Annotated in this window: 33 protein-coding genes, 1 pseudogene and 1 riboswitch; of the genes and pseudogenes, 12 read left to right on the forward strand and 22 right to left on the reverse strand. The window is 68.2% G+C overall.

Going from position 1 to position 25,893, the window contains the following annotated elements; all coding sequences use genetic code 11:
• Positions 1-189: 189 nt before the first annotated feature.
• From EV643_RS02320 to EV643_RS02330, 3 genes are read right to left on the reverse strand one after another with little or no spacing between them, the layout of a single operon-like run.
• Positions 190-1,029 carry an amidohydrolase family protein gene (locus tag EV643_RS02320; protein ID WP_133798242.1) on the reverse strand — a complete coding sequence of 280 codons (840 nt, stop codon included), beginning with the start codon at positions 1,027-1,029 and terminating at the stop codon, positions 190-192.
• A gap of 13 nt (positions 1,030-1,042) precedes the next feature.
• Complete coding sequence (locus EV643_RS02325) at positions 1,043-2,131, reverse strand: mandelate racemase/muconate lactonizing enzyme family protein (protein ID WP_133798243.1); 1,089 nt, start codon at positions 2,129-2,131, stop codon at positions 1,043-1,045.
• Complete coding sequence (locus tag EV643_RS02330; RefSeq protein WP_133798244.1) at positions 2,128-3,198, reverse strand: sugar ABC transporter substrate-binding protein; 1,071 nt, start codon at positions 3,196-3,198, stop codon at positions 2,128-2,130. The genes EV643_RS02325 and EV643_RS02330 overlap by 4 nt, the downstream gene beginning before the upstream one ends.
• Positions 3,199-3,327: 129 nt before the next feature.
• Here EV643_RS02330 and EV643_RS02335 point away from each other — a divergent pair, with 129 nt between their 5' ends.
• Positions 3,328-4,026 (forward strand): GntR family transcriptional regulator, encoded by a 699-nt coding sequence (locus EV643_RS02335; protein ID WP_133798245.1) that lies wholly within the window; start codon positions 3,328-3,330, stop codon positions 4,024-4,026.
• 8 nt (positions 4,027-4,034) lie between these two features.
• On the forward strand, positions 4,035-4,898 hold the full coding sequence (locus EV643_RS02340; protein ID WP_133798246.1) for a fumarylacetoacetate hydrolase family protein: 864 nt from the start codon (positions 4,035-4,037) through the stop codon (positions 4,896-4,898).
• Positions 4,899-5,053: 155 nt separating this feature from the next.
• Here the strand turns inward: EV643_RS02340 and EV643_RS02345 are convergent, their stop codons facing one another.
• From EV643_RS02345 to EV643_RS02370, 6 genes are all read right to left on the reverse strand, one after another.
• A complete protein-coding gene (locus EV643_RS02345) occupies positions 5,054-5,434 on the reverse strand; it encodes a hypothetical protein (RefSeq protein ID WP_238165298.1) in 381 nt (126 codons plus the stop codon).
• Between the two features lie 194 nt (positions 5,435-5,628).
• Complete coding sequence (locus EV643_RS02350; protein WP_133798247.1) at positions 5,629-6,012, reverse strand: hypothetical protein; 384 nt, start codon at positions 6,010-6,012, stop codon at positions 5,629-5,631.
• Entirely contained in the window at positions 6,009-7,124 is a 1,116-nt protein-coding gene (locus tag EV643_RS02355) for an alpha/beta hydrolase (RefSeq protein WP_133798248.1), read from the reverse strand. The genes EV643_RS02350 and EV643_RS02355 overlap by 4 nt, the downstream gene beginning before the upstream one ends.
• A gap of 87 nt (positions 7,125-7,211) precedes the next feature.
• Complete coding sequence (locus EV643_RS02360; RefSeq protein ID WP_133798249.1) at positions 7,212-7,772, reverse strand: histidine phosphatase family protein; 561 nt, start codon at positions 7,770-7,772, stop codon at positions 7,212-7,214.
• Complete coding sequence (locus EV643_RS02365) at positions 7,769-8,536, reverse strand: CbtA family protein (RefSeq protein ID WP_133798250.1); 768 nt, start codon at positions 8,534-8,536, stop codon at positions 7,769-7,771. Before EV643_RS02365 ends, EV643_RS02360 begins: the two co-directional genes overlap by 4 nt.
• A 67-nt stretch (positions 8,537-8,603) precedes the next feature.
• A complete protein-coding gene (locus tag EV643_RS02370) occupies positions 8,604-8,801 on the reverse strand; it encodes a CbtB domain-containing protein (RefSeq protein WP_133798251.1) in 198 nt (65 codons plus the stop codon).
• A gap of 29 nt (positions 8,802-8,830) precedes the next feature.
• A riboswitch (cobalamin riboswitch) is annotated at positions 8,831-8,965 on the reverse strand.
• Between the two features lie 91 nt (positions 8,966-9,056).
• Here EV643_RS02370 and EV643_RS02375 point away from each other — a divergent pair.
• Entirely contained in the window at positions 9,057-9,695 is a 639-nt protein-coding gene (locus EV643_RS02375) for a LysE family translocator (protein WP_133798252.1), read from the forward strand.
• Between the two features lies 1 nt (position 9,696).
• Here the strand turns inward: EV643_RS02375 and EV643_RS02380 are convergent, their stop codons facing one another.
• The 3 genes from EV643_RS02380 to EV643_RS02390 form a co-directional block, all read right to left on the reverse strand.
• Entirely contained in the window at positions 9,697-11,073 is a 1,377-nt protein-coding gene (locus tag EV643_RS02380) for an MFS transporter (RefSeq protein WP_133798253.1), read from the reverse strand.
• A 66-nt stretch (positions 11,074-11,139) separates the two neighbouring features.
• Positions 11,140-11,334: a DUF1304 family protein gene (locus EV643_RS02385; protein ID WP_370452213.1), complete on the reverse strand. Its 195-nt coding sequence runs from the start codon at positions 11,332-11,334 to the stop codon at positions 11,140-11,142.
• Between the two features lie 205 nt (positions 11,335-11,539).
• Positions 11,540-13,453: a DEAD/DEAH box helicase gene (locus tag EV643_RS02390; RefSeq protein WP_238165299.1), complete on the reverse strand. Its 1,914-nt coding sequence runs from the start codon at positions 13,451-13,453 to the stop codon at positions 11,540-11,542.
• A gap of 178 nt (positions 13,454-13,631) precedes the next feature.
• Between EV643_RS02390 and EV643_RS02395 the strand changes: the two genes are divergently transcribed.
• Positions 13,632-14,150 carry a DinB family protein gene (locus EV643_RS02395; protein WP_133798254.1) on the forward strand — a complete coding sequence of 173 codons (519 nt, stop codon included), beginning with the start codon at positions 13,632-13,634 and terminating at the stop codon, positions 14,148-14,150.
• On the opposite strand, the gene EV643_RS02400 is transcribed toward EV643_RS02395, so the two are convergent.
• From EV643_RS02400 to EV643_RS02410, 3 genes are read right to left on the reverse strand one after another with little or no spacing between them, the layout of a single operon-like run.
• Positions 14,151-14,819: a TetR/AcrR family transcriptional regulator gene (locus tag EV643_RS02400; RefSeq protein ID WP_202869352.1), complete on the reverse strand. Its 669-nt coding sequence runs from the start codon at positions 14,817-14,819 to the stop codon at positions 14,151-14,153. It abuts the gene before it with no gap.
• Positions 14,791-15,237 carry a thiol-disulfide oxidoreductase DCC family protein gene (locus EV643_RS02405; RefSeq protein WP_133798256.1) on the reverse strand — a complete coding sequence of 149 codons (447 nt, stop codon included), beginning with the start codon at positions 15,235-15,237 and terminating at the stop codon, positions 14,791-14,793. Before EV643_RS02405 ends, EV643_RS02400 begins: the two co-directional genes overlap by 29 nt.
• 3 nt (positions 15,238-15,240) lie before the next feature.
• Positions 15,241-15,669 carry a hypothetical protein gene (locus EV643_RS02410; protein ID WP_133798257.1) on the reverse strand — a complete coding sequence of 143 codons (429 nt, stop codon included), beginning with the start codon at positions 15,667-15,669 and terminating at the stop codon, positions 15,241-15,243.
• Positions 15,670-16,000: 331 nt separating this feature from the next.
• Between EV643_RS02410 and EV643_RS45345 the strand changes: the two genes are divergently transcribed.
• Together EV643_RS45345 and EV643_RS45350 are read left to right on the forward strand one after the other, a co-directional pair.
• Complete coding sequence (locus EV643_RS45345; protein ID WP_238165300.1) at positions 16,001-16,831, forward strand: hypothetical protein; 831 nt, start codon at positions 16,001-16,003, stop codon at positions 16,829-16,831.
• A gap of 28 nt (positions 16,832-16,859) precedes the next feature.
• Positions 16,860-17,468 carry an ankyrin repeat domain-containing protein gene (locus EV643_RS45350; RefSeq protein ID WP_238165301.1) on the forward strand — a complete coding sequence of 203 codons (609 nt, stop codon included), beginning with the start codon at positions 16,860-16,862 and terminating at the stop codon, positions 17,466-17,468.
• Between the two features lie 64 nt (positions 17,469-17,532).
• Here the strand turns inward: EV643_RS45350 and EV643_RS02420 are convergent, their stop codons facing one another.
• Genes EV643_RS02420 through EV643_RS45355 form a run of 3 tightly spaced genes read right to left on the reverse strand, consistent with a single transcriptional unit; the run spans position 17,533 to position 19,069 of the window.
• Complete coding sequence (locus EV643_RS02420) at positions 17,533-17,862, reverse strand: cupin domain-containing protein (RefSeq protein WP_133798258.1); 330 nt, start codon at positions 17,860-17,862, stop codon at positions 17,533-17,535.
• Complete coding sequence (locus tag EV643_RS02425; protein WP_238165302.1) at positions 17,859-18,752, reverse strand: calcium:cation antiporter; 894 nt, start codon at positions 18,750-18,752, stop codon at positions 17,859-17,861. Before EV643_RS02425 ends, EV643_RS02420 begins: the two co-directional genes overlap by 4 nt.
• Positions 18,752-19,069 (reverse strand): calcium:cation antiporter family protein, encoded by a 318-nt coding sequence (locus EV643_RS45355; RefSeq protein ID WP_238165303.1) that lies wholly within the window; start codon positions 19,067-19,069, stop codon positions 18,752-18,754. Before EV643_RS45355 ends, EV643_RS02425 begins: the two co-directional genes overlap by 1 nt.
• Positions 19,070-19,210: 141 nt before the next feature.
• On the opposite strand from EV643_RS45355, the gene EV643_RS02430 reads away from it, so the two are divergent.
• Positions 19,211-19,708, forward strand: coding sequence for a GNAT family N-acetyltransferase (locus EV643_RS02430; protein WP_133798259.1), 498 nt, complete (start codon positions 19,211-19,213; stop codon positions 19,706-19,708).
• Between the two features lie 56 nt (positions 19,709-19,764).
• Here the strand turns inward: EV643_RS02430 and EV643_RS02435 are convergent, their stop codons facing one another.
• Complete coding sequence (locus EV643_RS02435) at positions 19,765-19,959, reverse strand: hypothetical protein (protein ID WP_133798260.1); 195 nt, start codon at positions 19,957-19,959, stop codon at positions 19,765-19,767.
• Positions 19,960-19,985: 26 nt separating this feature from the next.
• A complete protein-coding gene (locus tag EV643_RS02440; RefSeq protein WP_133798261.1) occupies positions 19,986-20,597 on the reverse strand; it encodes a TetR/AcrR family transcriptional regulator in 612 nt (203 codons plus the stop codon).
• A 65-nt stretch (positions 20,598-20,662) separates the two neighbouring features.
• On the opposite strand from EV643_RS02440, the pseudogene EV643_RS46810 reads away from it, so the two are divergent.
• A pseudogene (locus tag EV643_RS46810) lies at positions 20,663-21,082 on the forward strand (FAD-dependent monooxygenase); the annotation flags it as partial.
• Positions 21,083-21,548: 466 nt separating this feature from the next.
• Positions 21,549-21,866 carry a Rossmann-fold NAD(P)-binding domain-containing protein gene (locus tag EV643_RS02450; RefSeq protein WP_133798262.1) on the forward strand — a complete coding sequence of 106 codons (318 nt, stop codon included), beginning with the start codon at positions 21,549-21,551 and terminating at the stop codon, positions 21,864-21,866.
• Here EV643_RS02450 and EV643_RS02455 read toward each other — a convergent pair.
• Complete coding sequence (locus EV643_RS02455; protein WP_133798263.1) at positions 21,817-22,704, reverse strand: LysR family transcriptional regulator ArgP; 888 nt, start codon at positions 22,702-22,704, stop codon at positions 21,817-21,819. The two genes, EV643_RS02450 and EV643_RS02455, sit on opposite strands and share 50 nt — an antisense overlap.
• Before the next feature lie 83 nt (positions 22,705-22,787).
• On the opposite strand from EV643_RS02455, the gene EV643_RS02460 reads away from it, so the two are divergent.
• Together EV643_RS02460 and EV643_RS02465 are read left to right on the forward strand one after the other, a co-directional pair.
• Positions 22,788-23,384: a LysE/ArgO family amino acid transporter gene (locus tag EV643_RS02460; protein WP_133798264.1), complete on the forward strand. Its 597-nt coding sequence runs from the start codon at positions 22,788-22,790 to the stop codon at positions 23,382-23,384.
• Between the two features lie 35 nt (positions 23,385-23,419).
• Positions 23,420-24,229, forward strand: a complete 810-nt coding sequence (locus EV643_RS02465; RefSeq protein ID WP_133798265.1) for an MBL fold metallo-hydrolase — start codon at positions 23,420-23,422, stop codon at positions 24,227-24,229.
• Between the two features lie 3 nt (positions 24,230-24,232).
• On the opposite strand, the gene EV643_RS02470 is transcribed toward EV643_RS02465, so the two are convergent.
• Positions 24,233-25,144 (reverse strand): SDR family oxidoreductase, encoded by a 912-nt coding sequence (locus EV643_RS02470; RefSeq protein WP_133798266.1) that lies wholly within the window; start codon positions 25,142-25,144, stop codon positions 24,233-24,235.
• A gap of 53 nt (positions 25,145-25,197) precedes the next feature.
• Between EV643_RS02470 and EV643_RS02475 the strand changes: the two genes are divergently transcribed.
• On the forward strand, positions 25,198-25,890 hold the full coding sequence (locus tag EV643_RS02475) for a TetR/AcrR family transcriptional regulator (protein WP_133798267.1): 693 nt from the start codon (positions 25,198-25,200) through the stop codon (positions 25,888-25,890).
• The last annotated feature ends 3 nt before the right edge of the window (positions 25,891-25,893 follow it).

Here is a 25,893-nt window from a genome sequence, read left to right on the forward strand (position 1 = left end):
CTCTCAGCGACCGCTGCCGGGGCTGCGTGGCCGGGCCGCTCTCGGGCGGTGCGAGCCCTCCGTAGGAACCCCGGCGAGACAGAAACGCCACAGCAGGTGGCGGTCGCATCCCGCGAACGCTCATACATGCACGGTGGCCACATCCCTTCACCACGCCCGGATCTGCCGCGATCCGGAGGGTAGGCAGGGTCAGAGCTGGTAGACGCGGCGGGCGGTTTCGCCGAAGATCTGGTCCCGCTCGGCCGGTGTCAGGTCGACGGTGAGGTCCTCGGCTGCCTGGACGACCTCGGCGTACGACGCTGCCAGGAGGCAGACCGGCCAGTCGGAGCCGAACATGACCCGGTCGGGGCCGAAGGCGTTCAGCACCACGTCGGCGTACGGCCTGAGATCGGAGACCTTCCAGTCGGTCCACGACGCCTCGGTCACCATCCCGGACAGTTTGCACGTCACGTTCGGCAACGCGGCCAGCGCGCGGATCCCGGCGGCCCACGGCTCCAGGTCGCCGCCGACCACCGGTTTCGAGATGTGGTCGACCACGAACGACACCTCCGGCAGGGCCTGCGCGGTCTCCAGCGCAGCCGGCAAGTGCGGCGCCTTCGTCAACAGGTCGTACGCCAATCCGGCCGCGCCAACCACCGCCAGCCCACGCCGTACGTCGGGACGACCGAGCCACCGTGGATCCGGCTCGTCGTGCACCTGATGCCGAATACCCTTCAGCCATTGACCATCCGGACGTTCGAGCAACCCGGTCAACGCATCCTCGACGTCTTCCGCCGTGAGATCCACCCACCCGACCACACCGGCGACCAACTCGTTGCCAGCAGCAACCGCCAGGAACTCCGGCGTCTCATCCGGCAACCCGACCGTCTGCACCAGCACGGTCTGCGTCACCCCGGCCGCCGAGGCCACGGGCACCAGATCGTCGATCGAGAAACTACGCCGGATCGGCTCCAACTCCGGCCCGACCATCCAGGGCTGCTCCCGGATCGAGAGATCCCAGACGTGGTGATGTGCATCGACCCTGCTCATGACACCGTCCCTTTCAACTGACCCGCCGGTCGTCGATCGCGTCCCGGTCCCAGTCGATCCCGAGCCCAGGTACGTCGGGCGCAACCGCGTGCCCGTCGACGACCTCCATCTCCCGATGAGTGATCGCCCGCAACTGCGGAATGTGCTCTACATAACGCCCGTTCGGTACCGCCGCCGTGAGGCTGACGTGCAACTCCATCAGGAAGTGCGGGCAGACCTCCAGGTTGAAGGTCTCGGCCAGATGGGCCACCTTCAACCAGGGAGTGATTCCGCCGACCCGAGCTACGTCGACCTGGACGATTCCGGCCGCTCCGGCGGCGACGTACTCGCGGAACTGCGACACGGAGTACATCGATTCGCCGACCGCGATCGGGATCGAGGTGGACTCGGCGAGCCGGATATGCCCGGTCAGATCGTCAGCAGGCAGCGGTTCCTCGAACCAGCTCAGGTCCAGCGGTTCGAAGGCCCGGGCCCGCCGCTTCGCCTCGGCGTACGTCATCGACTGGTTCGCGTCGACCATGATGTCGAGGCCTGCGCCGACGGCATCCCGGACAGCGGCGAGGCGTTCGAGATCCTCGTGCACGCGCGGTTTTCCGACCTTCAGCTTGACCCCGGGCCAGCCCGCCTTCTGGGACGCGAGCGCCCCGGCGACCAGCTGATCCGTTGTCAGGTGCAACCATCCGCCCTCGGTGTCGTAGAGCGGTACGCGCTGCCGGAACCCACCGGCCAGCCGCCACAACGGCTCCCCGGCCCGGCGGCAGCGCAGATCCCACAGGGCGGTGTCGACCGCGGCCAGCGCGAGCGACGTGATCGCGCCGACCGTGGTCGCCCGGGTGGACGCGAACAGGTCGAACCACACACCCTCGACATTCCGTGCGTCCGCACCGATCAGCCTGGGCACCAGGTGATCGCGCAGCATCGCGAGCACTGCCGTCCCGCCGGTCCCGATGGTGTAGGAGTACCCGAGCCCGACCAGGCCGTCGGAGGTCTCGAGCTCGACGAAGACGGTCTCCTGCTTGAGGAACACCTGGACCGCATCGGTCCGGACGGTCTCGACCTCCAGATCGACGAGAAAGGCGTCGGCGCGCGTAATCGTCGTCATTGGCAGGTCAGCTGGTTGGTGAGCTCGGTCTGCAGATCCCTCGTCTTCACCTTGCGCTCCTCGTCGTACTTGTCCACGTTGTCCTTGGTCACCACGAAGGAGCCGGAGTCGACGATCAGACCGGGCGTCTTCAGCGCGCACTGCTTCGAGCCGAGCAGGGCAAGCAGCCAGCCACCGATGTAGGCCTGGCCGATCGGGTTCTGCACCACGGTGGCAGTCACCTGGCCGGATCTGATCCCGTCCATGATCTCGGCGTCGTCGTCGATCGCCACCACCTTGATCGGCAGTTGCTGGGTCGACACCCCTTCGGCGGCCGCGACCGCCGGGTTCGTCGCGGTGGTGACGATGCCCTTGATCTCCTGGCCCTTCGAGGCAAGCAGGTCGCTGACCGCCTTCTCCGCGGTCGGCAGATCCTTGTCGAGATCGGTGATCACCGGTAGCTCGGTCACCTTGCCGTTGGTCTCGTCGACCGCCTTCTTCACCCCGGCGATCCGGCGCTGGGTGATGTAGTTGGCGTCCTTCCCGGTCAGGTGCACGATCGTGCCCTCGCCGCCGATCGCGTCGATGGTCGCCTTGGCGGCCTTGTACGCCGACGCCTCGACGTCGGTGGCCAGGCAGAAGTCGGCCGAGTTCGTGTCCCCGGCCGGGCAGACGGCCAGCGAGCCGGTCGCGACCCCCTGGGCCTTGAGCTCCTCGAAGGTGGCGTTGATACCGGTCGGCGACACGCCGGTGATCCCGAACGCGTTGTAGCCCCGCGCGGCGAGCGAGTCGATCACCTTCTTTTGCTCGGCCTGATCCTCCGCCGCGCTCGCCTCGACCGTAACGTCGCCGAGTTTGAATTCCGCCTTGGTCTGCTCCGCGGTCGCCTGCCACGGCTCGAAGTACGGATGCGCCGCTGTGGTGATGAGGGCAAGCCGCACCGTGGCGGCGTCCTTCGGCTCGACCACGCGGCCCGGCGTACCGGGGGAAGCATCCGCATCGCTCTTGGTACTGCAGCCGGCTGCGGTCAAGGAGACGAGAGCCAACCCCACCGCGGTCATGGTGTACCAGGATGAGCGGACGGTCATCGGTGGAGACTCCTCGGGGATCCTATAGGATATTGCGAAGCTGATGCTGCCGCCTCACACTGGTGGCGTCAAGACACGCCCCCGGTACTGACCATAGCGGGGCAGAATGGGTGCCCGAGAGGAGCGACCGTGACGGATGCGCATGTGGGTCTGGCGGGGCAGCTCACCCGCCTGCCGCAGCGACAGGTCCTGAGCGACGACGTCTACGAGACGGTCAAGGGCCTGATCATGGACAGCGTGGTCGCGCCGGGCACCCGGCTGAACATCGACGCGCTGACCCGGGAGCTGGGCATCTCCCAGACCCCGATCCGCGAGTCACTGGCCCGACTGGAGTCCGACGGCCTGGTGATCAAGGAACCGCTGCGCGGGTACCGGGTGTCGTCGACGCTGACCCGGGACGAGTTCGAGGACCTCTTCGAGTACCGGCTGGTGATCGAGCCATGGGCGGCCGGCCGCGCCGCGGAGCGCAGTTCCGGCGCCGACCTGGTCCGGCTCAAGGACGAGATGCTCAGCTACACCGACGTACCGGACCGGCCCGACTACGACAGCTACAAGGCGATGGCCGCGCACGACCAGCGCTTCCACGACCTGGTGCTGGAGCTGTCCGGCAACGACACGGCCCGGCAGTCCTTCGCCCGCACGCACTGCCACCTGCACCTGTTCCGGCTGTACTACGGCGGCGGGATCGCGACGAAGGCGTTGCGCGAGCACAAGGCGATCGTGACCGCCGTGCGCAAGGGGGACGCGACCGAGGCGACCGCCGTGATGCGGGCGCACATCGAAGCCTCACGGGCGCGCCTGCGTCCCGTGTTCGACCAAGATCGCTAGGAGATTCTGTGGAACTGCTCCGCCTCGGCGCGGTCGGCGAGGAGCGCCCGTACGTGCGCGCCGCCGACGGCACCGTCTACGACCTGACCTCCGTAACCCGTGACACTGGCGGCGACATCGACGGCACCTTCCTCGCCTCGGACGGCATCGCGCGCGCCCGGGCCGCCCTGGAGGCCGGCTCACTCCCGGCCGCGGACGTCGAGGGACTGCGGATCGGCGCGCCGATCGCGAAGCCGTCGGCCGTGGTCTGCATCGGCCAGAACTACGCCGCCCACGCGGCCGAGTCCGGCGCACAACCGCCGAAGGAGCCGATCGTCTTCTTCAAGCACCCCAACACCGTCGTCGGCCCGTACGACGAGGTGCTGGTGCCGCGTGGTTCGGCCAGGACCGACTGGGAAGTCGAGCTCGCGGTCGTGATCGGCAAGACCGCGCGCTACCTCTCGTCCGACGAGGAGGCGCTCGCGTGCATCGCCGGCTACGCGGTGTCGAACGACGTCTCCGAGCGGGCCTTCCAGCTCGAGGTCTCGGGTGGTCAGTGGTCGAAGGGCAAGTGCTGCGAGACGTTCAACCCGCTCGGCCCGGTCCTGGTCCCGGCGGACGAGGTGGAAGACCCGCAAGCCCTCGATCTGAAGTCCTGGGTGAACGGCGAACCCAGGCAGGCCTCGAACACCCGCGACATGATCTTCTCCGTGGCGACCCTGGTCCGCGACCTCTCGCAGTACATGACCCTGGACCCAGGCGACATCGTCAACACCGGCACCCCGGAGGGCGTCGCCCTCTCCGGCCGCTTCCCGTACCTCGCCCCCGGCGACACCGTCGAATGCGAGATCGCGGGCCTCGGCCGCCAGAAGCAAACCCTCGGCAAGGGGTAAACCATTAGCGGATCACGGGTGTCTTGCGGCACGGTTTGGACATGACTTCCGCTGTCCGGACGTGACGTTCGACGCCCGTGATCCCAATCAACTCGCCGGACTACGCTCCGCCGCGGAGCGCGCTGCGACAAGCTAGGCAACCTGGTACGGCGTACTTACTCGGGGATTTCCGGGGTTTCGCCGGCGAGGGTGAGCCGCCATTCGCCGTCCCAGCCGTGGACGGCGATGTCGTAGCCGTCCCGGGACGCGGCGACCCGGTGGTGACCAGCCTCGACCGGCTCGACCTCGACCTGCCAGCCGCGCGCGGTCAGCTCGGCAGCCGCGGCGGCCGTCTGACCGACCGGGTCGACAACCTTCGGATCACCCGTCTGGACCGTGATCGAACAGACCGTGGCCGGCCCGCTGCCATCGGACAGCACGTTCGGGTTGACCGGCCCCGGGTCGTGCGTGACCACGCCGTCTAGCCCCGGTACCGAGGCCGCGGCCACGGCGAGCAGCTCTTCCCGGAGAAACTCCCGGGCCTGAGACAACGTCATCGAGCGGGTCCTTCCGGTCGGTTCTTCGCCGTACCCGCCTCGTCCGGCAGCTCCCGGGCACGTTCGATCAGTCGATCGAGCTGCTCCGCCTCGGTCATTGTCATCCTTCGTCTGGTCCTGGCAGCAGGACTCGGACCACCGACCGGGGTTACCGGCCTGTCCACGGCGCAGTCCTCGACGGCAGCCGACCCGGCCTACGCCGACGGCGTCTTACCGATGGGTGTCTCGCCGATGAACGTGATGCGCCAATCGGTGGACCACGCGTGCACGGCGACGTCGAAGCCGTTGCGGCTGGCAACGACCCGGTGATGGCCGTTCTCCTCGGCGGCGACCTCGGCCGTCCAGCCCCTGGCCCGCAACACCTCCGCCGCAGCATGAACCGCGGCCGCCGGATCCGGAGCGGACGGGTTGCCGGTCTCAACCGTGATCCGGCAGACCGTGGCCGGACCGCGCCCGTCGAACAACGCAGCCGGATTCACCGGTCCGGGGTCGTGCGTGACCACCGGCCGCTGATCCGGTACGACGGCTGCCGCGACCGCGATCAACTCGTCCCGCAGGAACTCCCGATCATCAGTCATCGCGCCGGCCCTCCCGGACGCCGGGCCGCCCCGTCCGTAGTACGCGCCGCCGCGGCCGAAGTACGAGCTGATGCGGCGCGGGCGGACTCCGGGGACGGTTTGCCGGGTGACACAACCCCGTCATACACCTTCGACGCGGTGCCCGCGACGGCCGCCAGCGAATCGCCCCACGATGTACCAAGGATCAGCTTGGTCTCGGCCGACCGGCTCGTGTCCGTCGTCGTGATCGCGGCCAGGTCGCCCCGGACCACCCGGCCGATGTTGCGCAGAGCCTCGCTGTTCGGGCGGTAGTACTCGTTGTGCCAGTGCACCGAGACCGCTTCGTCGTTGGCCAGCGGATCGTTGGTCGCCATCCGGATCGCGTCCGGGAACGTCGCCGGATCGGGGCCATGCCACTGGGTGTACGAGACGTAGTCGCCGGGCGCACGTTCGACGTACAGGCGGGTTGGCGGCTGAACGAAGTCGGCCGCCTCGTCGATGTACTTCGTGATCCCGGGCGAGCCGGTCATCACGACCCGGTTGGCGCGGCCGCCTTGCAGCAGTGCCTGACCGACCACGTCCGTGCCGTAGCTGTGCCCGACCAGCGTGGTACTCGCGGCCGGTGACTTCAGGTCATCCAGTTCGGTCAGGAAGTCCGCCAGCCTGGCTCCACCGTCGATCGCCGCATCCTTGCTCGCGGCAGCCACGAGGCCCTGCGGCGAGTCGTAGTCGAGCCAGACGACTACAGCGGTCCCCGGGCCGGACTCCTGCCGAATCAGGTCACCACGGTCCGACTGGCCGCGGAACGTGTCCAGGCTGTTGCCCATCCCCGGGACCAGGACCGCGATGTTGTTGGCATCGGGAAGGTTGCCGAGCACCTCGACGGCCCGCCCTTGTCCCTCGGGATCCACCTTGAGGAACTGGCGGTACCGCTGTACTTCGACAACGTTGCCCTCGGCATCCACCTCGGTGGACGAGACCGGTGCGATCAACTCGCCGATCGTGGCCAGCCGGCGTCGGTCGTCGTCGGTCGCGGTCCCGGCGTCGACCGCGACCTGCAACCGATCGTGGGCGGCGACCAGGCGTGCGTGATTGGCGCGGTAGCGCTCGGCGAGCTGGTCCGCCTCCGTCATCGCGACTCCCCGTGACTGTCGGTCACCCGGCCCTCACACCGGGCTAGTGCAGTCTGACATCGTCAAGCGCTGACGGGAAGCGGTGATTCAGTGGAAGGCGAGTGACCAACTGCCGGCGTGCAGGGAAAAAGTCACCGTCGCCAGCGGCCGCACATCCACCCGCCGCAACGACTCGGCCGGAGCGTCCAACGCCGCCAGCACCATCCCCCGAACCACCGACGGATGCACCACCGCCACGACCGTACGCCGCTCCTCCGGACTCTCGGTGGGCTTCGCCAGATCGGCCAGCCAGTTGGCGGATCGGGTGATCAGGTCGTTCTCGGTCTCGCCGCCGGGCGGTGCGGTATGCGGGCGCTCGAGCCAGGCGGACACCCGTTCGGGATCCACCGTCAACAGCTCCTCGAGATCCCGACCGGTCCAGTCTCCGTAGTACCGGTCCCGCAGCGCCGGATCGACGATCGGGCTCAGCCCCATCGCCTCCGCCGTCTTCACCGCGGCCGGCTCCGGCCCGCAGTACGCGGCGTCGGCCTCGATCCGCACCGACCGGGCCGCTTCCAGCCCGGCCCGGTCCGGCTCGGGGTCACCACCGAGAACCAGGCCGCGCAGACCCGGAGTCAGGGCGTGCGCGACGAGCCGCAGCACCGTCACGCGGTGACCGCTTCGGCGTGAACTGACTTAGTGCGACGATCCATCACCGCAGCGTAGCCGAATCCGAGCAGTGTCCAGAGCACCGCCTGCGTGCCGAGCGAGGCGAACCGGAACTGCCAAAGCAACGTCGCCGGGAACGACCCCGGTACCTCGTTGATCGCCGGCAGGATCAGGTACGCCGCGACCACGGTCGCCACGAACGCGGCTCCCCCGACGCCCCACCGGATCCACGGCTGCTCCCCGAGCCGGGCAGCCCAGCGGGACGCGGCCACGCCGGCCCAAACCGCGAGCAACCCGATCACCAAGGTCAGCAAGTAAGTGATCGTCCGCTTGGTGATCGTCTCCGGATCACCGACAGCCGGCGGGTTCGGCGGGTACTTGAGGAACGGGATCAGCACGACCCCGACGAACCCGGCGGCCGCCAGCCCCAGGGCGGCGTACGAGTCGCTGGGGGTCCGCAGTTTCCGCCGGAGCAGCGCGAACGCGACCGCGAAGATGCCACCGAGCGCCACGCCGTACAGGGCGGTGGCGAGGAACAGTCCGGCCCGCTGGCTGTCCCGGCTGACCAACGGCTCCTCCTCGGCCGCTGCGGGCTCAGCGGCATCGCCGGTTTCGTGGGTGTGCGTGGCGCCGGCGGCTTCCTCGATCGCGATCGCGGCGTCGATGTGCGGTTCGCCCATCACGTACGCGAAGGTCCCGGCCAGCAGACCGGCGAAGAGGCCGACGATCAGCCCGCGCACCAGAAGAGATCCGAATGTGCGCATGACAAAGTCCTGTCAAGTGGTTCAGGCAGCCCGGTTCACGGGCAGCGAAAAGGTGATGGAACAGGACTCAGTGGCAGGGCACACCGAGCAGGTGGCGGCCGTCGTGCATCAGCTCGTGCAGGTACATCCCCGAGCGGGAGACGGCACCCTGGTCGAACGCGACCAGGTAGGCCAGCATCAACAGCAGTCCGACGGTGAGCAGCGCGAGCGCGAGCAGGCGCGGCGAGACGGCCGGTACGGCGACCGAGCGTGCGGGAGTGGGCATCGTGACCTCCTGGGGAAGTGCGCGTCCCCTTCGAAAGGCTGCTGGTGCCCGAGCGTCCTGACTCACGAGCAAGCTCGCTCACAGTGGCGCGGCCGTACCGGACTCTCACCGGTTTCCCTCTTGGCACCGCAGGTTGTCCCCCGAACCGTAGCGGCCGGATTCGGCGAGGGTCAACGGAACCGGCGTGGCGGGTGACCTATCCCACCGGCCGGAAACCCACCTGCCACCGACGTGGATCGCGCCTACCCTGAGCAGATGCCGTCCACTCAGCACCTGATCGCGTTCGCCGTCACCGCCCTGGTGATCATCGTCGTCCCAGGGCCCAGCGTGCTGTTCATCGTCGGACGGGCGCTCGCCGTCGGCCGGCGCGAGGCGTTGCTGACCATGCTCGGCAACACCCTCGGCGCGGCCACGATGCTGTTCGCCGTCGCGCTCGGTCTCGGTGCGCTGATCGCCGCGAGCGCCATCGCCCTCACCGTGGTCAAGCTGGCCGGCGCCGCGTACCTGATCTACCTGGGCGTGCACGCGTTCCGGACCAGGAAGTCGCTCGCCGAGGCCCTCGCGAGTGGGGTGAAGCCGGGGAACACGCGGCGAGTCCTGCGGCAGGGGTTCCTGGTCGGCGTGACCAACGCGAAGACCGCGGTGTTCTTCGCGGCCGTGCTGCCGCAGTTCGTGGACAAGAACGCGGGATCGGCGTCCGTGCAGATCCTGCTGCTCGGGCTGGTCTTCATCCTGATCGCGCTGTGCTGTGACAGCATCTGGGCCCTCGTCGCCGGCACCGCACGGGACTGGTTCGCCCGCTCACCCCGCCGCCTCGAGCTGGTCGGCGGTACCGGCGGCCTGATGATCATCGGCCTCGGCGCCAGCATCGCCGTCACCGGCTCGAAGGAGTGAACTAGACCCTGGTACGCCGCGCCGCGTGGATGCCCAGGACCGCCAGTGCCGCGGGCAGACCGAAGGCGACCAGATAGGCCGTGATCGGGGAGTGCGGCTCCATCGCGGCGAACAGTGACCCGCCGATCGCCAGCACGGTTGCCGTCAGCAACGAGTCGCTGAGTTGTGCCGCCGAGCTGTTGACCCCTTGCTGCTCAGGGTTCGAGTACTCCAGCACCAGCACCGAGGCCGTCGGGAACACGGTGCCCATCCCGAGCCCGGTGAAGGCCCAGCCGATGATGCCGACGACGACCGGCACGTGCTCGTTGAGTGTCAGCGCGGCGGTCACGATGCCGAGCACGATCGAGACCATGCCCGCCTGCAGGAACACGTGGTGTGCGAACGGCTGGTTGGGCCGGCTGCGGTACCACGAGGCCGCCGTCCAGGTGAGGCCGCTGACGGTCAGCACGAGCCCGGCCCAGGCCGGCGAGAGACCGCGCTCACGGGTCAGCATCAGCGGCAGGAACACCTCGGCCCCGAAGCCCGCCGCCGCGACCAGCCCACGCAGGGCGATCACTGCCGGCAGACCCGACGCCATCGCGAACGTGCCCTTCGGCAACAACCTCGGCGCGAAGGCGACCACGCTGCCCAGGCCGACCGCGACCAGGACGATCTGCAGCAGACCGCGCTGCTGACCTCCGTAATGGAGCAGCCCGACACCTAGCGCCGCGCCGACCGCCCAGCCCGCCTGCCGATCCCAGATCCGGCCGGGCGCCGCCGTCCGGCCGGCTCGAGACAGCCCTGGACGCATGATCACCGCCGCCGGGATCGCCATCACCGGTACGGCGAGGAAGACGATCCGCCAGTTGGCGTGTTCCACGATCAGCCCGGCGATCGCGGGACCGACGAGCGACGGAACCACCCAGCCGGTCGCGAAAGCGGCGAAGATCCGTGGCCGGAGCTCGGCCGGGTAGAGATGCCCGACCACGACGTACAGGGCGACCGTGACCAGTCCGCCGCCGAAGCCCTGGATAATGCGGCCGACGACGAGCACTTCCATCGTCGGCGCGAGTCCGGCGATCAGCAGGCCGGCCAGGAACCAGGCGGTCCCCTGCCAGAGCGGCCGGGTCGGGCCTTTCAGGTCGGACCATTTGCCCGAGACAACCATCGCCACGACCCCGGAGGCGAGCGGCCCGCCGAACGCGAGCGCGTACAGCGACAGGCCGTCCAGCGCCTGCGCCACGGTCGGCATCGCGGTCGTCACGGCGAGGGCCTCGAACGCGACCAGGGTGATCAGTGCGACCATCCCGATCGTCAACGCCCGGTACTCCGGCGCCATCACACCGGTCGGCCGGCTCCCGGCGGGACGGGTGGTCTGATCCTCAACTGTTGCGGTCATGCCGAGAACCCTCGGACATCAAGTGGGCTTTAAGTCAACCCGTGGACTTCAAGTCCACCTGAAGTTTTAGAGAACCGCGGCGAGCACCAGGGCGACGATCGGCGGCACGGCCTGCAGCGCGGCCGGCCGGGTCATCCGCCGGTCCGACGCCACCAGGACCACCCCGGCGCCGGCCATGCACGCACAGGCGAACAGCGCGATCGCGTGACCGCGGTCGCCGCCCGCGATCAGCCCACCGAGCGCGCCGAGCGCCAGGAACAGGTTGTAGAACCCCTGGTTGAACGCCCACGGCCGAACCGACTCGGCCGCCTCCGGGCGACTTCACCAGAAACCGGCGATAGGTGCTCGGCTTGCGGAACAGCAGGCTCTCCATCACAAAGACGGCGAGATGAAACACACCAGCCAACCCGACAAAGACCTGCGCAACAGTGTCCACCCCCGAACGCTACCGCCCTGCCGGGTTTTGTCAGCGTCCCCTGCGGGACGCGCCTGCGCGGGAACCGGCGGAGAACGCGGCTGCGCCTGCGGGCCGGCTGTTCGAGCCAGGTGTCGTCGTGCTGTAGCTCAGGCCCGACCCACCGCCCGAGCCGCCACGGTTCCCACCACGCGCCTGCCCGCCCTTGCCCGACCCACGTCCCGAGCCCTGGCCACCGCCGGACCCACGACCCGATCCTTGACCACCCGTGGACCCGCGTCCTGGAGCGACAGCCGGCCCTCGTCCCGCGCTCTGGCCACCGCCGGACGCACGCCCGGCACCCTGACCGGAGCCGGATCCACGCCCGCGGCGACCACGGCCGCCGCCTGACGAGCCACCCGCGCCCGCGGTACGCCGTACTGACTGCACCTCGCCGGCGGGCTTCACCTGCGGTTCCACGAAGCTACGTTCGCCCGGTGCGAGCTCGGTCAGCAGCGGATCACCGATGACCAACTTGGTCACAGTCGGGGCGATACCGGCCTTGCGGGTGAGGTCCCGGACGTCGCGGACCTGGTCGTCGGTCATCAGCGTGACCACGGTCCCCTCCGCCCCGGCACGCGCAGTACGGCCCGAGCGGTGCAGGTAGGCCTTGTGCTCGATCGGCGGGTCGGCGTGGATCACCAGCGACACGTCGTCGACGTGGATACCGCGAGCCGCGATGTCCGTGGCGACCAGCGTGTTCGCGGAGCCGTCCGAGAACGCCTCCAGGTTGCGGGTCCGCGCGCCCTGCGACAGGTTGCCGTGCAACTCGACCGCCGGAACGCCCTGCGAGATCAGCTTCTTGGTCAGCGCCTTCGCGCCGTACTTCGTCCGGGTGAAGACGAGCGTCCGACCGGGTGCCGCGGTCAGGTCGACCAGAACCGGCAGCCGGCCGTCGGGCTGAACGTGCAGCACGTGGTGCGTCATCTTCGAGACCGGCGACTGGGCCGAGTCGACACTGTGCGTGACCGGGTTGTGCATGAACCGCTGCACGAGTACGTCGACTCCCGCGTCGAGCGTCGCCGAGAACAGCAGCCGCTGGGCGCGTTCCGGCGTGGCCGCGAGGATACGACGGACCGCGGGCAGGAACCCGAGATCGGCCATGTGGTCGGCCTCGTCGAGCACGGTGATCTCGACCGCGTCGAGCTTCGCGTGCCCGGCCTTGACGTGATCCTCCAGCCGGCCGGGGCAGGCGACGACGATGTCGACACCCTTACGCAAGCCGGTGATCTGCGGCGCGTGTCCGACACCGCCGAAGATCGTCATCGTGCGAAGGCCGAACGCGTCGGTCAGCGGCGTGATCGACGCCTGGATCTGGGTCGCCAGCTCACGCGTCGGCGCCAGGATCAGCGCCCGCGGCTGGTTCGGCCGGCGCTTCTGGTTGCTCGCGGCAAGCCTGGCCAGCACAGGCAGGACGAACGCGTAGGTCTTCCCGGATCCGGTCCGGCCACGACCGAGAACATCCTTGCCTGCAAGCGAATCCGGCAACGTCGCCGCCTGGATCGGGAACGGCTTGGTCACCCCGTTCGCGGCCAGCGCCTCGACCAGCTCGGCCGGTACGCCGACGTCGGCGAAGGTCAGGTCCTCCGGCACCTCGAGCGCCACGACATCGTCGTACGCCTCTGCGGAGGTGGTTACTTCGGACGTGGTTGCCGCGGACGCGGCGCGATCCGCGGTCGTAGTACGGGAGCGACGCCGACGGCCACCGTCAGTACGGCGTCCGTCGCGCTGTGCGAGATCGTTGCCCTGGGCAGCGTTTTTGCCCTGCGTGGTGTTTTGGGCTTGGACAGTGGAGCCCTGGGCCGGGTTCGCGGCCTGGGCGGAGTTGTTGCCGGGGGCGCCGGAACGGCGGCGGCGACGGGAGCGGGCCGGGGTCTCCGGGGCTCGATGGGAATCGGACGTGGACGTGGGGCGGCTGACCGCCATGTAGTACTCCAAAGAGAAGTCGATAAGGGTCGTCCTGCCCGGCGCGGCTACGTGGCCGCGGCGCGTGGGGGTCGACTGCCAAATGGTCCGAGGCAGAACTGGGCGGACCGTCACCATCAGTATAGGTCACCCCGGTTCACTTCCCGGCGTGATTTCCATCGCGGTAGGTTTCACGGCTGTGACCACAGATCCCACGTCCGCGTTCCGGGCCGACCCTCCGCAGATCGGCGGGGAACGCGCACTGTTGCAGGGATTCCTCGATTACCACCGCGGCACGCTGCTGTGGAAGACGTCCGGGCTGACAGGTGAACAGTTGGTGCGAGCGAGCATCCAGCCGTCCACGATGAGCCTGATCGGGCTGGTCCGGCACCTGTCCGAGGTGGAGCGGTACTGGTTCCAGCTGTGCCTGGCGAACCGGCCGGTTGAGCTCAAGCTGTGGACCGACGAGCACCCGGACGGCGACTTCGACCTGGTCGACCCGGATCGCGCCGAGCAGGACCTGGCCAACTTCCGCGAGGTCATCCGCACCTCCGACGAGATCGCTAACTCCTACGACCTCGACCACATCTTCGTGCGACCCCGCCGCGGCGAGTACTCGGTCCGCTGGCTCTACCTCCACCTGGTCGAGGAGTACGCCCGCCACAACGGCCACGCCGACCTCCTCCGCGAACGGATCGACGGCCTGACCGGCGAATGACTACGGTTTGACCGATCTGACCAAACCGACGATGTCGTTGACCACCCCACGGACACCCGGGATCCGGGTCAGCCGGAGGAGGCGGTCGACCAGCGGTACGGATCGGTCGATCAACGCCCTCGTCCGGCGTAGGTCCTGGCTGTCGTCGTGCACCCAGAACAGCACGATGCCCATCTGCATCAACCAGAGCAGCTCAGGCAGCTCCGCCTTCAGCTCGGCCGGCAGCTTGAGGTCGGACCCATCCACCACCTGCCGGAACACGGCGACACTCGCCTCGCGTGCCGGCTTGGACTGCTCACTGAACGGCGACAGCGGACTCGTCGGCTCGGCCGCTGTCTTGAAGAATGTCCCGGCGAACTCGTGGTACGGCCTCGCGACCTCAAGCCAGCTATGGAGAACCCCACCGAGCCGCCGGGTGAACACTTTCTCCTCGGCCAGGATCGTGTCGACCACTTCCTGGTGCTGCGCCTGCAGGTGGTCGTAGTACGCCTGCATGAGGTGCTCTTTGGAACCGAAGTAGTAGTACGCGTTGCCGACCGACACACCCGCCTCGGTGGCGATCGCACGCATCGTGGTCTTGCCGTAGCCCTGTTCGCGGAACAGCCGCAGGGCAGTCGACAGGATCAGCTCGCGGGTCTGCTCACCCTTGGCGGTCGCACTGTCCGTCACACCGGTCAGCGTAGTCATCCTCCGCTCCCGCCTCTCTGAACTCACCACCACCGACGCTGTTCCAACTCCGCAGACCAGCCGCGGCCTGCACCATCGCCTTCGCCACCGGCCGCATCGCCGGACTAGCCAGCCGTACTGCGGTGTGCCGGTGCTCCCAGGTCGCCCAGAGGCACACGATCCACGCCCGGTCGCCGACGTACACCCGCCCGTCGTCGGCGACCACTGTCACCTCGCGCAGGGTCGCCGCGTGGTTCAGCTTCGGGAACAGGTGCCGTGCCCCTGCGGATCCGGCTGGGACGAAGACCAGGCGTACTGCCTGGCCGTTGGCGTTCCGCGCCGGTCGCTGTGCGGCCAACCACCCCTTGAACCGCCGGCAGAGGCCGCACTGCGCGTCGTACAGAACCGTCAACTGTCGCATCGGTCAGTAGCCCGACGGCATCGGCTGCTCGGTACCGGTGAGCGGGGGCGGCGTGAAGCCGTTCGGCGCGACCGGCGGGTTGGTCATCTCGTCGATCCGGCTGCGGCGGCGGATCGCGTTGAAGATCCACACGTTCAGCAGGTGCAGGACGCCGAGCACGACCATCACGATGCCGAGTTTCACGCTCAGCTGCTCGATCAGGCCGCGGGCGTCGATCACGGTGTCGCCGGTGCGCAGGAACAGCGTCACGAATCCCAGGTTGACCAGGTAGAACCCGACCACCAGCAGCCGGTTCACCGCGTCCGCGAAGTCCTCGCTGCCGTGGAACACGTCGACCAGGAAGATCCGCCCGTTCCGGCTCAGCGTGCGCGCCACCCACACCGTGAGCGGCACGGAAACCAGCATGTAGATCAGGTACGTCGCCACCGTCATGGCTTGCCTCAGCTTTCTTGAACACGTTCAAAACTCTGGCACTGCGAGACTAGACCTCAATTTTGAACATGTTCAAGTAGGGGCCCGGGTGAGCTGGGTCTCAGCGGATCGGGGTTTGTCCACAGGGAGGAAATTGCTGCGAAGAGTCCGGGCGTCAGGCTCGTATCTTCTCTGGTGACAGGCAGACAGCTACGATCTGGAGCAGGCACTCAGGGTGCCACCGGTCCGCGGGAAGGGCTCAGCCCACCTGAACACGAGAGTGTGCGACCCCTGGCTCACCTCCTTTCTCGCCTGACGACGCGGACAGCAGGCACACAGAGAGGAGGTCGCTATGCCGACCCGAAGACTCCCCGACGACCCCAACCTGGAACACCTGCGCAACCAGGCGAAAACCCTGCTCAAGCAGGTCCGCTCGGGCGATCCGTCAGCCGTTGCCCTGGCCGGCGAGTTCCATCCGGTCGACAACCTGGCCGACGCGCAGCTGGTGATCGCCCGCAGCTACGGCTTCCCGAGCTGGCCCCGATTGGGCCGCCACCTCGCTCTGGTCGACCAGTACAGCCGCTCGCCGCACCGGCAATCCGTCGGCGGACCATTGGAGACACCTGGCCAGCGCGCGGACGAGTTCCTCAAGCTGGCGACGCTGCACTACGGTCAGGACGATCCCGCCCGGCAGACCTCGGCCCGGCGGCTGCTGGACGAGTTCCCTGAAGTTGCCTTGAGCAACATCTACACCATGGTCGTCGCGGGCGAGCTGGAGACGGTCCGGGATGCGTTGGACCGGCAGCCGATTCTGGCCGGCCGCGAAGGTGGTCCGTTTCGCTGGGAGCCCTTGCTCTACTTGACATATTCGCGTCTCGAAATCACGCCGGGCGCCTCGGTGGAGATCGCTCGGCTCTTGCTGGCGCGGGGTGCCGATCCGAACGCGGGTTATCTCTGGCAGGGCCCTGCCGTCACCCTTCACCGCGTTGACCGGTGTCTTCGGGCGAGGCGAGGGCGACCAACCGCCGCATCAGGACCGGCTCGCACTGGCCCGCCTGCTGTTGGAGGCCGGCGCGAATCCGAACGACAGCCAGACGATGTACAACTGCGGGCCAGGCTGCCCACCGCCGTACGAGGACGACCATCTCGAGCTGCTGTTGGAGTTCGGCCTGGGACGTGGTGACGGTGGTCCGTGGCATGAACGCCTGACTGTGGCGCATCAGACCCCGCAGCAATTGCTCGAAGACGAACTGGTCTTCGCGTCGTCAGAGGGTTTGCTGCATCGGGTCGAGCTGGTTCTCGAGGCCGGCGTCGACGTCGAGGGTCGCGGCACCGAACACCCGATCTTCTGCGGTCACCGCGCCTACGAGTTGGCCGCGGTCACCGGTCACACCGAGATCGCCACCATGCTCCGCGAGCGGGGCGCGCCGCCGCTCGACGACGTCCATGAGGTCTTCGCGGCAGCCATGCGCGGCGAACCGGCGACCGCCTCACCAGAGCTCGCTCGTCGCGCGGTGGACCGCAACCCCTACCTTCCGCTCCGCGCGGCCGAGCTCGGCCGGACCGAGGCGCTCCGACCGCTGAAGGACCTCGGCTTCAACCTGAATGTTTGCGGCATGACCACCCCACTCCACCAGGCCGCCTTCCATGGTCACCTAGCCACAGTCCGCACGCTGATCGAGCTCGGCGCCGACCCCACCACACGAGACCCCCAATACAACGGCACCCCACGCAGTTGGGCCGAACACAACCACCAACAGGAGGTAGTCACCTACCTGGCCTCCCTAGAAGCCACCACCTCAGAACCCACCACCTCCTGACGCCACCAAGCGGCCCTCACGTCGCCGGCGGATCAGCCGTAGTGGTGGAACCTCGCCGGGAGGATCAGCCGTGGTGGTGGATTTCGAGCATGGTGCAGCCGTCGTCGGTGCGGTAGGGGCCGTGGGGCATGCCGGGGCGGCGGGCCGCGTAGTACCCGACGGTGAAGGTTTGGCCGAGGGTTAGGTCGGTGATCGAGCCTTCGAGCAGGTAGACCTCCTCGAAGTACTCGTGCCGGATCACCTCGTCGGTGGTCTGGGTCCCGGGCGCCCAGCGGGCCAGCCTGGTCAGCGTGCCGTCCTCGGGGTCATTGCTCAGCAGCCGCTGGGTGATCCCGGGGCCGGCCTCGGTCCAGGGGACCTGATTGATGGCGAAGAACTCGTGTTCCGACTTCACGGGCTCACCGCCAGGAAGACGAAGGAGCAGAACACCATCAGATGCACGACACCCTGCAAGAGCGTCGCCCGCCCGGTCGCCAGCGTCAGCATGCTGATCACCACGATCAGCGCGAACAGCACCAGCTCCTTGCCGCCCAGACCGAGAACCAACGGACCGCTCAGCCAGATCGACGCCACGGCGATCGCGGGGATCGTCAGCCCGATGCTCGCCAGGGCGGACCCGAGCGCGAGGTTGAGGCTGTTCTGCAGCCGATTCCGAAGCGCGGCACGGACCGCCGCAACCGTCTCAGGAAGGAGCACCAGCAGCGCGATGATCACCCCGACCACGGCCAGCGGAGCACCCGCCGATTCGACCGCGGACTCCAACTTCGGCGACACCGTCTTCGCGAGCCCCACCACCGCCACCAGACAGAGGAACAACAACCCAAGACTGCTCAGCGCCACCTTCCCACTCGGCGCCGCCGCAGGCGTCTCCTCCTCCTCCACGTCCTTCCCCTCGTCCCCCTCCACCGCGGCGCCGACCTCATCACTCGCCGCCGCTTTGGGCTCACCTCCCGCCGCGGTCTCGGACTCGTTGGCGCCTGCAGTTCCCACGACTGCCTGCGACGGCTCCACGGGGAGGAAGTAGTCCCGATGCCGAACGGTCTGCACGAACACGAACACGCCGTACATCACCAGCGAGACCACCCCGGCGAACGCCAACTGCGTCCCACTGAACGTCGGCCCCGGCGTCGAGGTGGTGAACGTCGGCAGCACCAGACTCAGCGTCACCAACGCGACCATCACCGCCAATGCACTCCCCGACGCATGCACGCGGAAGTTCTGCGTCCGATGCCGCAGCGAACCGACCACCAGCGACAACCCGAGGATGCCGTTGCAGGTGATCATCACCGCGGCGAACAAGGGTCCCGCGCCAGCGAAGCAGCCTTGTCCCCACCCGACGCCATCAGCGTGACGATCAGGGCGACCTCGATCACGGTCACCGCGAGCGCGAGGATCAGCGTGCCGAACGGTTCGCCGACGCGATGGGCGACCACCTCGGCGTGGTGCACCGCCGCGATGACAGCCGCACCGAGACCGGCACAGACGAGGATGAGGAGTACCGCCCCGAGATCACGACCCCAGGACAGCACCAGGACGACGAGAGCGAGCGGGGGCACGGCCAGACTCCAGCGCGGCAACCCATGGACAACGGTGTTTGTCATCCCCCGCGAGTCTATTCGGCCGGACCGCAAACCAGTTGGCATTCTCCGCTCAGAGCGTGATGCTTTTCGCACTCGCGCTGCCGCAGAACTGCCCGTACTGCGGCCGGAGTGCTCTTGTGCGATTAGGACCGGAGAGGGTTTGTGGAGATCAGGAACGCGACCGCGGACGACTGGCCGGCGATCTGGCCGTTCTTCCACGAGATCGTCACTGCCGGCGAGACCTACGCCTACGATCCGGCCCTCACCGAGGAACAAGCCCGGTCGCTCTGGATGTCACCCTCGTCAGCGGTACTGAGCCGGACCACCGTCGCGGTCGATGCCGACGGCACCGTTCTCGGCAGCGCGAACATGTACCCGAACCGTCCCGGCCCCGGCGCCCACGTCGCCAGCGCCAGCTTCATGGTCGACGCCGCCAGCCGCGGCAAGGGTGTCGGCCGCGTACTCTGCCAGGACATGATCGACTGGGCCACCCGGGAAGGCTTCCGCTCCATCCAGTTCAACGCCGTGGTCGAGACGAACCACTCCGCGGTCAAGCTCTGGCAGGACCTCGGCTTCCAGATCATCGGCACCGTCCCCGAAACCTTCCGCCACCCCACCCACGGCTACGTAGGCCTCCACGTCATGTACCGCCCACTCTGACCGGCCCACTCCCCGACGATGGTCAGCGCGGGGACCGGGGCCGGCGGCCGCAGACGTCAGCGGGCGCGGGGGCCGCGGAAGGTTACGTAGAGCAGGGAGACTCCGGCTGCGGCGATGATCGGGCCGGCGATGGACCAGAAGCTGCTGCCGGTCATCGAGCTGCCCTCGAGGTAGCCGAGTCCCTGCAAGGTAAACACCACCCCGGACGCACTCAGCAGCACCCCGAGCGCGACCAGCACAACCTTCTTCATCAAAGTCCTTCCAGCCACAGCCGGTATCAGTTGGTGGTGAGACGGGCGGCGATCAACTCGATCGCCTTGGCAAGATCTTCGCCCTTCGGCGCCTGAGCCGGATCGAACATCCACAGCGCGACAACCCCGAGCAGCAGCGCCTGCAGAAACGACCCGACCTGCTGGACAGTAACGGGATCCGTGTCAGAATCCACCGCCCCGAACAGAGTCGCCACGCCCTCCCGCGCCTCGGCCTGCATCGACGACAGCTCCTTCAACAAGTCGGGCATGTGCGCACCCTGACTCAACACCTCGAACTGCGTGGACCACAACGCCCGCGCACTCGGGTTCGACAACGTCCCCACAGCCAACCGCCAAGTCGCCACGAACCGATCCCGGGCAACACTGCCCGCCGCCCGAGCTCGATCCCCCTCAGTGTCCTGGCCGACGGTCATCGCGGTGGCGACCTGTTCGCCCCACTCGTTCAGCGCTTGCCGCATTGCCTCGTTCAGCAGCGCGTCCTTCGAGCCGAAGTGGTACCCGATCGCGGCCAGGCTCACCCCGGCGGCGGTCGCGATGTCTCGCGCCGTGGTGCGCGTGTACCCCTTCTCCCGCAGACACGTCTTGGCGCCCTCGATCAGCGCCTCCCGGTTGCCCATGGCCGGGATCCTAGTCGAAACGAACGTCTTGCACGTCCGTCTAAGACACCTGTACAGTCGACGGCATGACGACGACTCTGATCTCAGGTGCGAGCGTGGCCGGCCCAGCGCTGGCCTACTGGTTGCGGCGGTTCGGCTTCACCCCGACCGTCGTCGAACGAGCCCCGGCGCCCCGGCCCGGCGGTTACGCGGTCGACTTCCGCGGCGCGTCCTTGACGGTGCTCGACCGGATGGGCCTGCTCCCCGCCGCCCGGGCACGCGCCACCCGCATGGGCGGCATGGTCTACGTCAACAAGTCCGGCCGGCCCGTCGCCACGACAGCACCCGAGGCGTTCAGCGGTGAGCTCGAGCTCCTCCGCGGTGACCTCGTCGAGATCCTGTACGCCGCGACGCGGGCCGACGTGGAGTACCTCTTCGACGACTCGATCGCGTCGCTCGAGCAGGACGAAGACGGCGTACAAGTGGTTCTCGAACGCGGTGGGTCGCGCCGGTTCGACCTGGTGATCGGCGCCGACGGACTGCACTCGAACGTGCGCGCACTCGCCTTCGGTCCCGAGGAGACGTGCAGCCATCAACTCGGCTACTACGCGTCCGTCTACACAGTCCCGAACCACCTCGGCCTCGACCACACCGGGCGATTCCTCACCGTGCCGGGCAAGACTGTCGGTACCTACAGTGCCCGCGACAACACCGAAGCGAAGGCGATGTTCTACTTCGCCTCCCCGGAACCGGCGGTCGATCGGCGATGCGGGCTACTGTGCCTCACCGCTGTCGGGCATGGGTACCAGTCTCGGGATCGTCGGCGCCCAGTGCCCCGCGTCGGATGTCATTTGAGTGATTGCGGTGTCCAGGTGCGTGCATCGCAAGGCGGAGAAGCGTCCTCGATGCGGGGTTCATCGTGGATGCTTCTCCAACGCGGCGAGGTGCGTGCCTGGGCGCCGCAAGCGCCAAATGACATCCGACGCGGGGCACTACGTCCTGGCCGGCGAACTCCACGCGGCCGGCGGCGACCACAGGCGGGCCTTCACCAAATACGACGAGGTGATGCGCGGGTTCGTCGCGGCATCGCAGAAGCAAGCCGTCAACGGCGCCCGCTGGTTGATTCCTGGCAGCAGGGCATTCCTCGCGGTCCGGAATCTCACCTTCCGGCTACTGCCCTACCTGCCGTGGCGACGACTGATCGACGAGATGCCTTTGAAAGTAGGCAATGCGGTCGACCTCAAGGAGTACGAAGCCCTGCCTCCGCAGCCTGCAGCACCGCGTCGGTGAAGGCGGCCAGCACCGGCGAGTCGAGCTTCCAGTGCTGCCAGTACAGCGGCACGTCCACATACTTGCCCTTGGCAACCTCGACCAGGCGGCCGGCAGCCAGGTCGTCCTCGACCAGTTCCTCCTCGATCATCCCCCAGCCCAGCCCGAGCCGGATCGCGCGTACGAACGGGCCGGACGCCGGGATCGAGTGCACCGGCGGATCCAGCCGGCGCCGGGTGACCTTGCGGAGCAACCGATGCTGCAACGTGTCCTTCGAGTTGAACACCGTCATCGGGGCGACCGCGAGAGCCTCGGCGAGAGGCCGGCCGGCCAGCCAACGGTCGGCGTACTCGGGGGTGGCGATCGACAAGTACCGCATCCGTCCGAGCGCCTGCACCCGGCAGCCTTGAACCGGCCGCGGATCGGCCGTCACCGCCGCGAGCACCGTGCCGTCGCGGAGCAGTTCGGCGGAGTGATCCTGATCCTCCTGCCGCAGGTCGAACGCGGTCACCAGTTCCGGCGGTACGGCGAGCAGAGCGGGAAGGAACCATCCATTCAAGGAGTCGGCGTTCACCGCGATGGGCAACCGGAGTCCTTCCACCTTGCCCTTGACCGCCGCGATCGCCTCGACCTCGAGCAGCGAGACCTGACGCGCCAGCCGCAGCAACGCCTGACCGGCCTCGGTACTTCGCGTCGGTTTGCCGCGCTGCACCAGAACCTGCCCGAGTCTGCTCTCCAACGCTTTCATCCGCTGACTCACGGCCGACGGCGTGATCCGCAACCGCCGCGCGGCCGCCTCGAAACTGCCTTCGTCGATGATCGCCGCGAAGGTCTCCAACTGGGCCGAGTCGATCTGCACGTCATCCAGTCTATGAAGCTCTGCTAATCACGATGAAGAATCTTTAGCTGGAGCCTCAGCGCGAACGTTCCTACGGTTGACTCATGCCCCTCCTTGCCGGCTTCGCCACGTCGTTGTCCCTGATCATCGCGATCGGATCGCAGAACGCCTTCGTCCTGCGACAGGGCCTGCGCCGCGAACACGTGCTGCCGGTGGTCCTGACCTGCGCCCTCGCGGACGCCCTGCTGATCAGCGGCGGCATCGCCGGCCTCGGCGCCCTCTTCACCGGCGCCCCGCTCGCCCTCACCATCGCCAAGTACTTCGGCGCCGCCTTCCTGTTCGGGTACGCCGTGCTCGCGGCGCGGCGAGCGGTCGCGCCCGGGACCATGAGCCCCGCCGACCATGTCCCAGCCGCGTTGCGCAGCGTCCTCCTGACCTGCCTCGGCTTCACCTTCCTCAACCCACACGTCTACCTCGACACGGTCGTCCTGCTCGGCTCGCTCGCGAATCAACGTGGCACCGACGGCCGCTGGTTCTACGGCTTCGGTGCCGTGCTCGCGAGCTTCACCTGGTTCTTCGCCCTGGGCTTCCTGGCCCGCAAACTCGCGCCGGTCTTCGCTCGTCCCCGCGCCTGGCAGGTCCTCGACGGCACCATCGCCCTCCTGATGACCACCCTCGCCGCCTGGATGCTCCTCACCTGAGCCCGTTCACGTCCCGGACGGGTGAGACTTGGCGGGTGGATGTGACGGTGTTGTGCGATGCGGTGGCCGTGTTCCCCGAGGCGATCGAGGATGCCTTGCCAGGGTGGTCAGCGGAGCACCAAACGTGGACGGAGGCTCATCTGCCGGGCAACGTCGCAGCCGATGGCGGATGGTTGCTGCACTTCCACAGCTATCTGGTGACTTCTGAACGCGGTGCCGTGCTGGTGGATACGGGTATCGGGCCCGCGGGTGGTGAGGCAGCGGACTGGCTTGGGACCACCGGACGACTTCCCCGTCTGCTGGACGCGGCCGGGGTTGGCGTCGAGGAGATCGACACGGTGATCCTCACCCACATCCATCTCGATCACGCCGGCTGGAACACCGATGGCGATCGCCCGCGCTTCCCGAATGCGACGTACGTGGTGCAGCAGGCTGAGGTCGACCACGCGCACACCGGCGCGACGTACCGGAACCTGATCCAGCCGATCGCGGCGGCCGGGCAACTGCGGGCGGTCGATGGTGAGACCGAAGTAGGCGGACTGCGGTTGCTGCCGACGCCGGGGCACACACCTGGGCATCAGTCCGTCCTCACGGATCGCGCTGTGCTCGGCGGCGACGTACTGGTTCATCCGGCGCAGGCACGGTGGCCAGGGCTCACATATGTCTACGAGCGCGATGCCGCTGTGGCTGTCACCTCACGCCGCGACATCCTGCGACTCGCGGCCGCCACCGGCCTTCCGATTGCGGCCGCCCACCCACACCTGCCGCTGACAGACCAGGCCAAAGCGGTGCCCCTGTCAACGTCGGCGACCGGCGCCCAACCCTGTGGGCTTCATCGGATCTGATGGTCAGCGGTAGCCCGTGGTGTCGGCGGGTTTGCCCGGGTCCTGGACCTCGACCATGTACCGCCAGGCGTCGGGCCGGCTGCCGTCGAGGTCGGTGAAGCCGTACACCTTGGCGAGCTGTCCACTGGAGAGAGACTGGCCGTTCCACCGCGACCGGTCCGGATCCGCGGCGAGGGCGGCGACCGCGCGACCGACGTACGACGGGGACTCGGAGATCGCGAAGTGCGGGATGCGTTCGGTCGCGTCGCGCCAGTTCGCCTCGGTGACCCCGAACGCGTCGAGCATCGCCTCGGAACGCATCCAGCCCGGCGTCAGGGAGACCGCGGTCGCGCCGTACGGTTCGAGCTCGTGGGCCAGGGAGAAGCCCATCCGGTTCACCGTGGCCTTCGAGAGGTCGTAGAAGAAGGAGTTCCGGTAGTTCACCGCGTTGTACTCGTCGGTGCCATCGGTCATCTCGATGACCAGTCCGCCCGGCTCCTTGATCAGCAAGGGCAGCGCGAAATGGCTGGTGATCACATGGGTGTCCACCGCCAACCGGAACGTCCGCATCCCGACATCGAGCGACGACTCCCACACCGTCTTGTCCCACTCGATCGTGGTCGCCCCGAAGATGTCGTTGACCAGGACATGCAGCGCACCCTGCTCCCGCTCGATCCGCGCGACCAGCTCCCGGACCTGATCAGCCTCCAGATGGTCCACCTGTACGGCAATGCCGCGGCCGCCGGCGCGATCCACCAACTCGGCCGTCTCCTCGATCGTCTCCGGCCGATCCATCTCCGACCGCTGCGCCCGCGTGGTCCGGCCGGTCACGTACACCGTCGCGCCAGCCGCACCCAACTCCACGGCGGTCCCCCGGCCGGCGGCTCGAGAACCGCCCGTCACCAGCGCGACCTTGCCTGCCAGCGGCTTCGTCATGATCATCCTCCCACAGTAGCCATACACCGTATGATTTCTGTACCATACGACGTATGATTAACGCTCGCAAGCCGCACCGATCCGGCCGGCCCCGGGCGGGCGAGGGACGGTTGAGCCGGGAGGCGATCCTGCGCGCGGCGCTGCGGATCGTGGACGACGAGGGCGTCGACGCGATGACGATGCGGCGGCTGGCCTCGACCCTCGGGGTGAACCCGATGTCGATCTACCACCATCTGCCGAACAAGGCGGCGGTCTTCGGTGGACTGGCCGAGCTGGTCTTCGCCGACCTCGAGTCGGCCCCGCCCCGCGAAGACGTGCCGTGGCAGGAGGAGTTGAAGGCCGCGGCCCGCGCGTACCGCGATGCATTGCGAGCGCATCCGAACCTGGCCCTGCAGATCCTCTCGGACACCTCGGCCGTTTCGGAGGTCGTGGTCACCACAGTCGAGCCGTTCTACCGCGCGCTGGACCGGGGCGGACTCGCATCCCGGCAGATTTTCGAAGCGGTCAACACGATCGTCGACTTCATCCACGGCTTCATGCTCGGCGAGACCGCGGTCCGCGCCGACACGTTCGAGCTCGCCCCGGACCTACTCGACCGAGTCGACAACCTGCCTGCCGGCAAGGCACCGACGTTGAGCCGCGTAGTCCGGGACCTGGGTCGCGAGGGCCTGCACTACGACTTCGACACCGGCTTCGAGTCCGCCCTCACAGTCCTCGTCCACGGCATCCAGAAGACCTGGACCTGACCC

Origin of the sequence: Kribbella caucasensis, assembly GCF_004361855.1 — a bacterium.
GTDB lineage: Bacteria > Actinomycetota > Actinomycetes > Propionibacteriales > Kribbellaceae > Kribbella > Kribbella caucasensis.